15 protein-coding genes are annotated in these 12108 nt (G+C 46.5%); 6 read left to right on the top strand and 9 right to left on the bottom strand.

From position 1 onward, the window contains the following. Nucleotides 1-125: 125 nt before the first annotated feature. Together crtE and QUA50_RS09185 are read left to right on the top strand one after the other, a co-directional pair. On the top strand, nucleotides 126-1052 hold the full coding sequence (gene crtE / locus QUA50_RS09180) for a geranylgeranyl diphosphate synthase CrtE (RefSeq protein WP_333263126.1): 927 nt from the start codon (nucleotides 126-128) through the stop codon (nucleotides 1050-1052). A gap of 14 nt (nucleotides 1053-1066) precedes the next feature. Beyond that, a complete protein-coding gene (locus QUA50_RS09185) occupies nucleotides 1067-1525 on the top strand; it encodes a divergent PAP2 family protein (RefSeq protein ID WP_333057662.1) in 459 nt (152 codons plus the stop codon). Nucleotides 1526-1599: 74 nt separating this feature from the next. Here the strand turns inward: QUA50_RS09185 and QUA50_RS09190 are convergent, their stop codons facing one another. From QUA50_RS09190 to QUA50_RS09215, 6 genes are all read right to left on the bottom strand, one after another. After that, nucleotides 1600-2103, bottom strand: coding sequence for a YbjN domain-containing protein (locus tag QUA50_RS09190; RefSeq protein ID WP_333057661.1), 504 nt, complete (start codon nucleotides 2101-2103; stop codon nucleotides 1600-1602). Nucleotides 2104-2623: 520 nt separating this feature from the next. Further along, entirely contained in the window at nucleotides 2624-3529 is a 906-nt protein-coding gene (locus tag QUA50_RS09195; protein ID WP_333057660.1) for a ferritin-like domain-containing protein, read from the bottom strand. 175 nt (nucleotides 3530-3704) lie between these two features. Further along, nucleotides 3705-4019 (bottom strand): hypothetical protein, encoded by a 315-nt coding sequence (locus QUA50_RS09200; RefSeq protein WP_333291565.1) that lies wholly within the window; start codon nucleotides 4017-4019, stop codon nucleotides 3705-3707. A gap of 148 nt (nucleotides 4020-4167) precedes the next feature. Next, nucleotides 4168-4290 carry a hypothetical protein gene (locus QUA50_RS09205; protein ID WP_333263130.1) on the bottom strand — a complete coding sequence of 41 codons (123 nt, stop codon included), beginning with the start codon at nucleotides 4288-4290 and terminating at the stop codon, nucleotides 4168-4170. A gap of 273 nt (nucleotides 4291-4563) precedes the next feature. Then, nucleotides 4564-4776, bottom strand: coding sequence for a hypothetical protein (locus tag QUA50_RS09210; protein ID WP_333298645.1), 213 nt, complete (start codon nucleotides 4774-4776; stop codon nucleotides 4564-4566). Continuing rightward, the gene (locus QUA50_RS09215; RefSeq protein WP_333140756.1) at nucleotides 4773-5102 is read right to left on the bottom strand and encodes a hypothetical protein; all 330 of its coding nucleotides are present in this window, start codon (nucleotides 5100-5102) and stop codon (nucleotides 4773-4775) included. Before QUA50_RS09215 ends, QUA50_RS09210 begins: the two co-directional genes overlap by 4 nt. 73 nt (nucleotides 5103-5175) lie before the next feature. Here QUA50_RS09215 and QUA50_RS09220 point away from each other — a divergent pair, with 73 nt between their 5' ends. Further along, nucleotides 5176-5616, top strand: a complete 441-nt coding sequence (locus tag QUA50_RS09220) for a hypothetical protein (protein WP_333263133.1) — start codon at nucleotides 5176-5178, stop codon at nucleotides 5614-5616. 109 nt (nucleotides 5617-5725) lie between these two features. On the opposite strand, the gene glnA is transcribed toward QUA50_RS09220, so the two are convergent. Continuing rightward, on the bottom strand, nucleotides 5726-7147 hold the full coding sequence (gene glnA / locus QUA50_RS09225; RefSeq protein ID WP_333057654.1) for a type I glutamate--ammonia ligase: 1422 nt from the start codon (nucleotides 7145-7147) through the stop codon (nucleotides 5726-5728). A gap of 340 nt (nucleotides 7148-7487) precedes the next feature. Here glnA and apcB point away from each other — a divergent pair, with 340 nt between their 5' ends. Beyond that, nucleotides 7488-7997 carry an allophycocyanin subunit beta gene (gene apcB, locus QUA50_RS09230; protein WP_293126497.1) on the top strand — a complete coding sequence of 170 codons (510 nt, stop codon included), beginning with the start codon at nucleotides 7488-7490 and terminating at the stop codon, nucleotides 7995-7997. A gap of 239 nt (nucleotides 7998-8236) precedes the next feature. On the opposite strand, the gene QUA50_RS09235 is transcribed toward apcB, so the two are convergent. Next, the gene (locus QUA50_RS09235) at nucleotides 8237-8476 is read right to left on the bottom strand and encodes a hypothetical protein (protein WP_333263139.1); all 240 of its coding nucleotides are present in this window, start codon (nucleotides 8474-8476) and stop codon (nucleotides 8237-8239) included. A gap of 222 nt (nucleotides 8477-8698) precedes the next feature. On the opposite strand from QUA50_RS09235, the gene QUA50_RS09240 reads away from it, so the two are divergent. After that, nucleotides 8699-9562 carry a TlyA family RNA methyltransferase gene (locus tag QUA50_RS09240; RefSeq protein WP_333263142.1) on the top strand — a complete coding sequence of 288 codons (864 nt, stop codon included), beginning with the start codon at nucleotides 8699-8701 and terminating at the stop codon, nucleotides 9560-9562. Nucleotides 9563-9697: 135 nt separating this feature from the next. Next, complete coding sequence (locus QUA50_RS09245) at nucleotides 9698-10387, top strand: hypothetical protein (protein WP_333263145.1); 690 nt, start codon at nucleotides 9698-9700, stop codon at nucleotides 10385-10387. A gap of 77 nt (nucleotides 10388-10464) precedes the next feature. On the opposite strand, the gene QUA50_RS09250 is transcribed toward QUA50_RS09245, so the two are convergent. Beyond that, nucleotides 10465-11952: a DUF697 domain-containing protein gene (locus tag QUA50_RS09250; RefSeq protein WP_333263148.1), complete on the bottom strand. Its 1488-nt coding sequence runs from the start codon at nucleotides 11950-11952 to the stop codon at nucleotides 10465-10467. Nucleotides 11953-12108 lie beyond the last annotated feature (156 nt).

Consider the following 12108-nt stretch of genomic DNA (forward strand, 5'->3'; position numbering starts at 1 on the left):
ACAACACCCGTAGAATGATTAATTGATGCTCGGAGTTCGAGCAACTACTGCCGTAAAAGTCAGCACGATGCGACCCCAACGGCTCACAATATCCCATATAAATATTAAGTACAAGAGAGCAAGGGATGGTATTGGCAACAGAAATGGGTTCGTCCCAACCGGAATCCTCTTTCGATTTATCTACTTATCTAGTCAAGCGAAAAGAGGCGATCGAGGTAGCTCTCGACAGTGCACTGCCGGTCATCTACCCAGATAAAATCTACGAAGCAATGCGCTACTCGCTGCTAGCGGGGGGCAAGCGCCTGCGTCCGATCCTGTGTCTGGCTAGCTGCGAACTGGCAGGCGGCACTACATCTATGGCAATTCCGACAGCTTGCGCTTTGGAAATGATCCACACCATGTCGCTGATCCACGACGATTTGCCGGCAATGGACAATGACGACTACCGGCGTGGCAAACTGACGAACCACAAAGTCTACGGCGAGGATATCGCCATTTTGGCTGGCGATGGTTTGTTGACCTATGCTTTTGAATTTATCGCCACTAAAACTGAGAACGTACCCCCCCAACAGGTGTTGCAGACGATCGCCCATTTAGCGCGGGCATCGGGTGCTGCTGGACTCGTAGGCGGTCAAGTGGTTGATTTGGAATCGGAAGGAAAGACAGATGTTTCTCTGGAAACTTTGAATTACATTCACGCTCACAAAACAGGCGCGCTGTTAGAGGCCTGCGTAGTTTGTGGGGCAATTCTGGCTGGGGCTTCGGCTGCGGATTTGCAGCGGCTGTCTCGTTTCGCTCAAAATATTGGGTTGGCTTTCCAGATCATTGACGACATTCTGGATATTACTGCTACCCAAGAAGAACTGGGCAAAACTGCTGGCAAAGATGTTCAAGCAGGGAAAGTCACTTATCCGAGTTTGTGGGGAATTGAGGAGTCTCGGCGCCAAGCTTCGCAGCTTGTTGCTGATGCTAAGGCTCAATTGGCAGTGTTTGGGAGCAAAGCTCTACCGCTGCTGGCGATCGCCGATTATATTACCAGCCGCAGTAACTAGAAATACTAAACACTATGCAGGAAATTTGCAGCGGCATTTTAAACAATCATGTACTCGTGGTTGCTTTGATCGCTTGTCTGGCGGCTCAGATCATGAAGTTGCCGATCGAGTTGGTCAAAAATCGCAAGTTTAATCTTCAGTATTTGGTAACAACGGGGGGAATGCCCAGCGCTCACTCGTCTTTTGTGGGCGCTTTGGCTGCTGAAGTCGGACAAACGATGGGATGGGAAAGTCCGGACTTTGCGATCGCTGCGATCTTTGCAATTATTGTCATGTACGACGCAGCAGGCGTCCGCCAAGCAGCAGGCAAGCAAGCTCGCATCCTCAACCAAATTATTGACGAGTTTTTTGAGGAAGATCACAACCTTAATGAGGCTCGCCTGAAAGAGTTGCTGGGACACACTCCTTTTCAAGTGCTTGTCGGTTTGGGGCTGGGAATCACTATTGCTTGGATCGCAGGGCCTGCATATTAGTTAACTGTTAACTGTTAACTGTTAACTTTTAACTTTTAAGTATTAGTTGTTGACTGTTAACTGTTAACTAATCACTACTGACCGAATTCTGCTTGCAGAATATCGTCGTTGTCATCGGCGATAGTGGCGACAATAGTGATAGCACGAGAAATTTCTCCGGTCGAGATTTCGGCGATCGTCCGAGTCGATATTACCGCAACTTGATTGTCAACAATGGCAAAATGAGATTCCAAAGTAGACAGCCAATTCATTTCTAGAAGTTTCCGCATTAATTGAGCTTCATTCTTCGCAGGCAACTGCAGTACAAAAGCCCAAACAGTCAAAGTATCATCTTCGGTTTCGCCGGTGAGTTGCACGAACACTTCAACACTGCCGTACTTAAACTTCCAAAGATGTCCGCCAGCTTCACTTTGACCGACCATCACTTTTTGGTCTACAGCCATGCTGGCGATGACAGTTTCAATTTCTTCTGCATAGGTGACGGCTGTGGCTTTTTCGACCTGCTCGGAGGCGATCGCGCTTTCCCTCGATAGGCTTTCTGCGGAAGCTGTTTGTATGTTCGGCTCGCTGGTAGTCATCAGAAATATGGGTTTGAAACCCCGTCCTTTTAGGACGGCTTTACATTGAGTTAAAACATGCAGCGGGGTGGAGGGGTATGGTTGCCCCTCCGATGAGGTATGGTTGCCTCAATCTCCTTTCGGAGTAAAGTTAGCTTCGCCAATGTTTTGAGAGCTTGTTAGGCTGAAAGCACTGTCCCAGTGACCTTAGAACTGTTTAACCTTCAGCGACAGAGCAAGGAACTAGCTACGCATTCTCCCGGTGTCGTGACTCAAAAAACGTAGTCAGTTAAGACTTAGGCCCGTCAGAACGGCTTGTTAGATTTCTCCTTCAAGCCTCATGCCTTTAGGCTGAGGTTCCTGACGATTATATTTAGATGGAAAACTATTCCAATAATCAGTTTACTTGCTAAAGCTTAAAATTATGACTTTAAATAACTGGTTCCGAGGCTAGGCCTGGGAACCAGTTAATCTCGCTTGTTTGCGGAGCCAGACGCAAGTTGGACTTGCAAAGCGGTTTCAACCAGGTTCGCGATCGTTTTTAAGCCTTGGGCTTAGTCGCCGCCGGCTTCTTCTCAATGGTATTCAAGCCGTTGAGGAACATGGGTACCAATTTCTCCATAAATGCCTGCGGGTCGCGGTTCCAGGCGCGCTGAGCTACATCGACTCTAGTCATTTGCAGATCCGGGGCCAGCAGGGTTCTGGGTAAGCGTTCCATCAGGTATTGCGGGCGTTCCCACATCGGCATGGTGTTGGCAATATCCACGAGGCGGGTGACGCGGCGGAGTTCTGCCCCCAGCATGATATCCATTCCCGATTCAAAAGCTGCTTGTTCGATCGCCACATACTTGCGCTTTGCCTGTTCCACCTTCTGGCGGTGTTCCGGGCTTTTGTCGGCGATTTGGGCCAGCCAGCGGTTGCCCCAGCGGACGTGACCAGCTTCTTCGGGAAAAATCTTTTCGATTGTTTCGCGGATTTTGACGTTTTCTGCGGTTTGGGGAGCCTGTTTGAGGGCGTGGATGTGCGCTGAGAAGTATTCGCAGCCCCGCTTCTCGGTGACGTTAATCGCGGCGAGGGAAGAAATTACGAAGTCTTCGCGGTTTGTGGTGGGGTCTTGTTGTTCGCTGTCATACAACCTTTCAAATTCGTCAATGTAGGAGACTCCCGGCGGCGTTCCCACATTTTGGCCGAGGTCTACCAGCAAGTCGGTGAGCCACATAGCGTGTCGCGCTTCGTCGGAAATGTGCCGGGAGAGGTCGCGCACGAGTTCGGCTGGTTCCCCGTTTAGCTGTTCGATCACCTCGGTGAGGTCTTTGCAACTGCGCTGTTCGCTGTAGCGGTAGCGGTTGAGGGTGATCAGGTGAATTTCGCGATCGCGCACTACATTAGCTAAAATTTCGCGCGCTCCCATTGCGTTGCGAAGCTTGCGGGGATAGGCAACAGTCATGGTTTTATGTTGTTTTGTAAAGATACCTATATAAGTGTAACGCAGTTTTTTCGACAACCAATTACCTCGCAAGGGTGAAAGTTGTTGTGTGGGAGGATTGAGCCGTGGGGTAAATTTAGTCCTGGACGCAGGGGTGGTCAGAAATCGGTTTTTTTTCGAGCGAGGTTAATTTTAATTAACCACATCCTAACATCCCCTTGATACCCCCTACTATAAACAGCCCAATCACCCCAAAAATTCCTAAAGCATGAAGATCTAGTGGTAGATGAAGAAAACCAAAAATTCCCCCTGTTATCAATCCTACCCATGACAACCCTGCTAACATGGTTGATCCTATTACATAAATTGCCACAATCATCCCGCCAGTAACTGCGATAAGTAATGCAATTAAAATCCCTACGACTATCATTTGGATACCATTAGGGTCAGGGCAAAATGAAGCTTGAGCAATCAGCATTTGACCGAGATTTATTGTCAGAAATAAAAGCATAACTTTGGTGTCTATAATCTACAGTGTTGTTTTGTAAAGATACCTACATAACTGTAAGACAGTTTTGGGCTTGCTAATTCACAAAGCAAAGTTAGAAGTTTGTTGTCAATGCCCCATGCCCAATTCCCAATTCCCGTAGACTTTTATCTCAAGTCTCAGTTGAGTCTGAAACCATATCCTTAGCAGACTCTTGTTGAAATTTTCGCGCCTCTTCTACTTCTAACCTAGCCAGAGTTGTCGCCACATCGGCTAACTGTAAAGCCAGATTCATCCGACAAATCGGGTTTTTTTCCCTCCAGAGGTCTTTTGCCAAGAAATGTACTCGCGGGGCGAAACATTTTAATTGAATTTGGCGGAGTAACTTTCACCAGAAAACGAGCGAGAAGCCCCGGGCTACCGACATGGGGAGGAAAGCGGCTGCGACGACCGTCGCCTTGAATCAAAATCCATAGGAATAGCCATCTTTCAAGTACAAAAACGAAATTAGACATAAAGTCCTCCATTACTGGGTAAAGTTCGCTCCCTTGAATGTTTTAAGAGCTTGTTATGCCAAAAGCACTGGTTTAACCCCGTTAATCCTGTTTAACTTTTGGCGATAGAGCGGAAAACTAGCGTCGCATTTTCCGGTATCATGACTCAAAAAACGTAGGTCTAATCCTGTCTCTGGTAAGGTTCGGGCTTTCTTCTTGCACCGCTGGCGATCGAGCCGGACTTCCCAAAAGCCCCCGCTTTTAAGCGTGGGGTTCCTTACGGTCATAGTCTTTCTTCGGTTGAAGTTTGAATGCCCAGCAACACCCGTTCTAGCTCCAAGTAAACAAATGTCAGCATGATTACTTTATCTTCATCGGTGATTGTAACACTACAGGTTGCCGATCGAGGTTCAACGCCTTCGTGCCTTACAACTACAGTATATTTTCCCTGCTTCAGGTTATCAAAATTCACATCTGCCTCAAACAGGTCAACTGTCTCCTCGGCCACCACTCGTCCTTCTTGAGTCAGTAAAGTGACAAACGCAATGCCGTCAACTGAAGTCATGGCGACGTTACTCTGATTGCGGATCATCACAAAAATATCGGACATCATTGGGTCATTGGTAATTGCTAATTGCTAATTTAGAATGAGTGCATAATCTCACAAACAAAGGAGCATAAATACAGTGAATTATTTCAAGTTTTTGCTAATTTTGACTATTAGTGCAGCGGTTCTCGGTTTGGGAAAAAGTGGGGCCCTAGCTGCTGTCTGGAATATCTCTGAGAATGAGCCTGGTTTGCAGATTCACGGCGTGCGGGTTGCTCAAAGGGACGATCGCAATTTAAGCAACTCGAAAGGTACATTAAAAGAAGGCAGTGCTATCTCTGTCGATCCAGATGATGTGGTTGGCATACCAAAAGCTGAAGCGCGGCGGCGTTTTATTCTGAATAAGATATATCGGGTTCAGGAAGGCACTACCGCTGAGGATTTGTTTATTGTTGATGAGAAAGCAAATAAATGGGCTGTAGAGGATGTCTCTGAGGCTACAATGGGCCCTACTACTAACAGCGTTGCCCAGATAGTGTCGGGTAACGGGAGAGTCTGGGCGCTGATCCAGAAGTTCTAAATTTAAAAAAAACGCCGCTTTTAAGGGCGGCGTTCTTATTAATTAAAAATCACAGGTTAAAAATGGTATAATTACCATTTTTAACTTTTAATTTTCAATTATTAATTTTCTAACAGTCGTAGTAGAGAGCAAACTCGTAGGGGTGAGGACGCAGCCGCATCGGGTTGACTTCATTGTCGAGTTTGTAGGAAATCCAGGTTTGGATGAAGTCTTCGGTAAATACCCCAGTTTCAGTTAAGAAACTGTGGTCTTTTTCTAAAGCTTCTAAAGCGCCTTCCAAGGAACCGGGAGTTGAAGGAATTTTGCTCAATTCTTCAGGGGAAAGGTCGTAGATATCCACGTCCAAAGGTTCGCCCGGATCGATTTGATTCTTGATGCCGTCTATGCCGGCGCACAGCATGGCTGCAAATGCTAAATAGGGGTTGGATGTGGCATCGGGACAGCGGAATTCTAACCGCTTGGCTTTGGGGTTGGTTCCCGACAACGGAATCCGCACTGATGCCGATCGATTTCCTTGAGAGTAAGCTAAGTTTACAGGCGCTTCAAAGCCCGGAACTAAACGCTTGTAGGAATTGGTCGTGGGGTTGGTGATTGCCAAAAGTGCCGGGGCGTGCTTGAGAATGCCGCCGATGTAATGCAGTCCCATTTGACTGAAACCAGCATATTGATCGCCTGCAAATAGAGGTTGGCCGTCTTTCCAAATCGACTGGTGAACGTGCATCCCGGAACCGTTGTCGTTAAACAGCGGTTTGGGCATGAAGGTGATGGTTTTGCCGTATTTTTTGCCGACGTTTTTGATGACGTATTTGTAAGTAAGCAAGTAGTCGGCGGCTTGTACTAAAGTGGCAAAGCGGAAACCGAGTTCGCATTGACCGCCGGTGGCGACTTCGTGGTGGTGCTTTTCGATGGGTACGCCGCATTTTGCCATTGTCAGCAGCATTTCCGTTCTCATGTCTTGAGAGGTATCGGTTGGTGCTACTGGGAAATAACCTTCTTTGTAACGCGGTTTGTAGCCGAGGTTGCCACCTGCTTCTTCTTTGCCGGAATTCCAGCGACCTTCGATCGAATCTACGTAATAGTAGCCGGAATTTTGGGTTTGGTCGAAGCGAACGTCGTCAAAAATGAAGAATTCTGCTTCCGGGCCAAAGAATGCTGTATCGCCCAGACCGGTGGAAAGCAAGTAGTCTATGGCTTTTTGGGCAATGGTGCGGGGACAGCGACTGTACGGTTCGCCGGTGCGAGGTTCTTTGATGCTGCAAATGAAGCTGATGGTCGGTTCTGCCATGAACGGGTCCATCCAAGCGGTGGTCGGATCGATGACCATCGTCATGTCTGATTCGTTGATGGCTTTCCAGCCCCTAATGCTGGAACCGTCGAAGGGTACGCCGTCTGTGAATGCGGTTTCGTCGATTTGGTCGTGGTACAGGGAAAGGTGCTGCCAGATCCCCGGCATATCGATGAATTTGAGGTCAACGATCTGGATCTTATTTTCTTGTATGTAGTTTAAGGCTTCTTGGGGTGTCTGGAACATGACTTACTCCTGATATTGGTTGTGTCTTGGCGATCGGCCGATTTCAGACTGTGTGGGCGATCGTAGGCCTTCAGTATCCACTATTTTGTATCTAGGGCTACAAAAGTTTGAAATAGGGGCCCAGTGGGGCCGGGCCGTTTGAGATTCTTGCCCTGTGGATTATTTTTCGGCTGAAGATACAAGGCAAACGGCCCAATTTTACGACTGTTTGCCGCGGATAGACTACCCTTGGTGAAAATCCTATCTCAAATCTTAATCAAACGCCGATTTGTAGTAGTCTACAATAGGCGGTCTGTCTCAGATAGCAAAGTATTGATAAAGATTTTTGGGAGAGAAACTTATGCGCGATGCAGTGACGAGCCTGATTGAAAATTATGATGTTGCTGGTAGGTATTTAGACCGAGATGGTATCGATCGGTTGAAATCTTATTTTGCAACGGGCACGGCACGGGTACAGGCGGCGGCTGCGATTAACAGCAATGCTGCGGCAATTGTCAAGCAAGCTGGTATCCAGCTATTTGCTGAACAGCCGGAACTGATCCGTCCCGGTGGAAATGCCTACACGACTCGTCGCTACGCGGCTTGTCTGCGGGATATGGACTACTACTTGCGCTATGCTACTTACGCCCTAGTGGCTGGAAGTACCGACGTGCTCGACGAGCGCGTGCTGCAAGGTTTGCGCGAAACTTACAATTCTCTAAGCGTTCCCATTGGCCCGACAGTGATGGGGATTGGCATTATGAAGGAGATGGTTAAGGCTCAGGTGGAAGCTGCTGGCTTGTCTGTGGGGCCTTTTTTGGATCAGCCTTTTGATTACATGATTCGCGAATTGAGCGAACAAGATATTTAAGTCAATTTGCTAGTTCTTTTAGCAGCAAATTGCACTTGTGGCTGGCACTTAGCAGCAGTTAGATGGATCGCTTTTTTTGGCCTCACAGCCTCCAAGCGATCTTTTTTTATGGGTTATACAATTTTAGATTAAAGATTTCAGATGAAAAATTATAGATTAAAAATTTAAATAATTGGGAATGACTTATGAATTAAGGGTTTGGAGCTTCCCTATAATTGCATTCTTGTTTTAAACTGGTGCTAAAAATCGTCAACACATCCCCAGACGAGGCATTTGTCCAGAGGATTTTTGGTTTGGCGCCGATCGATTTGTGCCACGGTTGTTGCTTCTACTTCGCCATTGGGGTAAAGAATGTGGATGATGTCACCGCTGACGAAGGCGAGGGGATTTTCTTGACTATTGCCAGGATTTCTGATAGGAAAGTTAATTGTTTTCATGGTCGATCGCCCTGATGGTATTTGTAGCGCTTTTAGCTGCATATAAATCATCCGCTAGTCGCAAAAATTATTGTGTGATTCTACGGATGTTTATCTGTGATCAAACTACACAATGAAAGCGATCTCAGTCACATAATGTGAGGTGAGGGCGATCGCCCCGCGACGGTCGAAAAACCAAAATAATTGCCAAAAATTAGCAGTCGGGCTTGTGCGTAAGTGCTAATCTGGTACTGTTCTTAACCCTATCCGTACAGATTAAAAACCTTGGCTAAACAGCGACTAGACACTTTATTGGTCAGCCTAGATTTGTGCAGTTCCAGACAGCAAGCTCAGGCATTGATTCGGACTGGGAAAGTCTCCATCAACCAACAGGTAGTTGACAAACCTGGCACTGAGGTCGATATTTCAGCAAAGATTCAGATCAAAGAGCGATCGCGCTATGTTTCCAGAGGCGGTGACAAATTAGCAAAAGCTTTAGAAGTTTTTGCGATTCCCGTTGCAGGCAGAATTTGTCTCGACGGCGGCATCTCCACAGGCGGTTTTACCGACTGTTTGCTGCAAGCTGGGGCCGCCCTAGTCTACGGCGTAGATGTTGGCTACGGTCAAGCAGATTGGGGCTTGCGTAACGATCCGAGGGTAATTTTGAAAGAACGCACCAATTTGCGGTACATGACTGCTAATGAGCTTTACGGCGACTCTGCGCCACCAGATTTGGCGGTAGTAGATGTGTCGTTTATTTCCCTGGATAAGATTTTACCGGCGCTGTGGGAATTGTTGGCACCACCGCGAGAAGCGGTGTTGCTGGTAAAACCGCAGTTTGAGGTAGGGCGGGAGAGAGTAGGGAAAAAAGGCGTAGTGCGAGACTCAGCAACTCAAGCTGATGCGATTTTTCAAGTGTGGAAGGCAGCCACAGCTTTAGGATGGCAGCAACGGGGCTTAACGTGGTCGCCTTTACTTGGCCCGGCGGGTAATATCGAGTATCTTTTATGGTTGGGGAGCGATCGCGAACAGGAGCCAGAGCCGAGGGCGATCCTCTTCGAGGGCTGCGCTAACGAAGAGGATGTTGTGAAGGAACGGATCGCACAAGTCACCAAAGCGGCGGCGCGGGAACTTGTCGATCGATTGTAGATTTTAGATTTTAGATTGATTTCCAGATGTTAAGCTAATCAATTTTAAAAATCAAATTTGGAAATCCAGATTGCTATAAATTTTTAAAATTTTTGTCAATCAGACTCATAAACTTTCACAAGAGTGAAGAATTCCATGCAGTCATTTAAACAAGTCGGTTCGATTTTACTCTACGTTCTAGGTGGCATTGGGTATGTGGCGATTGTAGCTACTATTGTAGGCATTTCAATTCTGATCAAGTGGGCAGCTCTGCTACTGGCAGACAAATTATTATATACCATTCTGATTATCGGCGATTTGTTGAGAGGCCTCGAAATTATTGAACTGTTAAATATATTGATATTTGCTTTTATCGGTATGGGAGTGGGTGTGGCGACAAGGCTTCTACACCCTCAATACGGTCGAAAAATTAGTGCCGCTTTGTTGATAGTTATAGTTCCCTTAGTTTTCATGATTACGCCAGCCATCAGATATAATTCTTGGCTGGAAAAAGTAGAGGAATCGGATAATTTATTGCCAGCGCAAACTGCAACATTAACTAACTCATTTTTGAATAGAAAAGTGGGATTGCCTGGTTTTATCGGTTATTACGTATATACTGGTCAATTTCCCGTTATTCCCACGAAACAATCGGAGATGAAAGACCTCGACAGCTTTGAAAAAAAAGTTAATTCCAGATTTGTACAGTTCACAGGTATTGCTCCGACTATTGTTTCTTGGTCAATGCGGGTTTGTTTTTGGTTGATTAGAATATTTTACTTTTCTATAGCAGTAATTGCCACGATCGCGCATTTTAGAGAAGGTGTGAGAATCGCTAGACGGTAATACGATTTTAGGATCGCGAATTAAATAACTTACAATTTTAATTGTAAGTTATTTAATTCGCGATCCTAGGGCAATTTTTAAGTGCCAATTTTAAACTCTTGCTGCAAGCGATCGATAATTGTATTACGCTCGATCGTGGCGAGAATTTCTTGAATTACCGTATCTTGTCCCAGAGGGCCCCAGGTGCAGCCTTTTTCTAGATAAACTTGGGCGGCGCGACCGACAGCGTAGGTTCCGTAAGCTGCTAAACTAGCTTGAGTGACAGCGACTCCGGCAAAAGTAGAAAAGCCGATGTGCGGGGCCGCAGCAGCAGCACTTTTGCCAAATCCCAAGAGGAAACTGCTACCTAATTCTCCCAAAAGTACGCCGCCAGCGCTGGAGAAAATAGTCTGCCAAAGTTTCCCGGCTTCGTAACCAGTCATGGGTAAGCCGTAAAGTCTCGATAAAGAGCGAATTAAGGCTAAATCTGCGACACTTGCTCCCATTACATCCAAGAATGCCACGGGATTTAAACCGACAGCCAAAGCTTTATATTTGGCAAATTGCCAGATTAAATCTTCGGCTTCTGTTTGTCGCAATTTGAGAACGTGACGGGCAATGTTTGCTTCGGCATCTCTAGCTTCAACTAAAGCATTTAGAGCGAGGAGCGATCGACCTTCTCTGTTAAGAATTGTGAGAATTTTATGTTTGAGTTCGTCTATCTGCGCGGGCGGCGACTCCCATTCGTTAGTTACTCTTCCGTCTGACCATTCCACCCGCACTTGCACCGGCGCGGGTTCGGCGGCTACCATGACTATTTCTAAAGATTTGGCAGTTTTAGGCGGTGATTTTGCAGTAGATTTATCAGATGGGTTGTTTGGGTCGGACAAATTTTCGCTATCTGTTTCATGTCTTACCGCAGCGGCTGCTAACTCTTCAGAATTTCCCAGCGCTTGCAAACTTTGGTAAATAGCTTTTCTGTCTAATTCTGGATAAAGGTCAATTTTATTAAAAACTAAAATTACCGGTTTTTGAGCTGTTTGCAATTCGCAAAGTGCTTGATATTCAGTTCTGGTAATATCGCCTGCTACGACAAACAGAATTAAGTCAGCTTGGCGAGTTACTTGTTTCGCCATTTCGCCGCGCACTTCGCCACCAACTTCATCAAGTCCCGGAGTATCGATTAATTCAACTTGCACGCCTCCTTTCCCTCCCTTGGCAAGGGGGGGTTGGGGGGATTCCTCGCTGTCAAGGAAGGATAAAGGCACACTCCAGCGCACGGAACGCGGCCACTGAGTCACGCCGTTGAGAGGGCCTGTTTGCAGAATTTTGTGACCTAAAAGCGCGTTTAATACCGCTGACTTGCCGCGGCTGACTAAGCCGAAAGTAGCAATGCGGATTATGTTGTGGTCTAGTTTTTCTGAGGTAGAAGTTAAGATATCTAACTGATATTGCAGCGCCGCTTCTAATTCTGTATTATTCGAGTTTTTTTTCCCTTGGCGCAGGTGGGAATAGCGCGCCAGGGCTTCGCGCAAACTGGCGCGGGCAAGGGATAAGCGATTTTCTTGAAGGGAATTGTCAGCCATTGGCGATCGGCTTTTTTAAGCAGGTATAATTTATCGTCGAATTATAAATCCTCTTTCTTATTTTAATACACTTTTTCATAAATTTATAATTTTTTAGTTTTGAGTTTTCCAAAAAATATTGAACGGGCATCTTGCCCGTTCCACAATCACAAAAAA

The sequence above is a fragment of the Microcoleus sp. M2_D5 genome, from assembly GCF_036701935.1.
Classification (GTDB): domain Bacteria; phylum Cyanobacteriota; class Cyanobacteriia; order Cyanobacteriales; family Microcoleaceae; genus Microcoleus.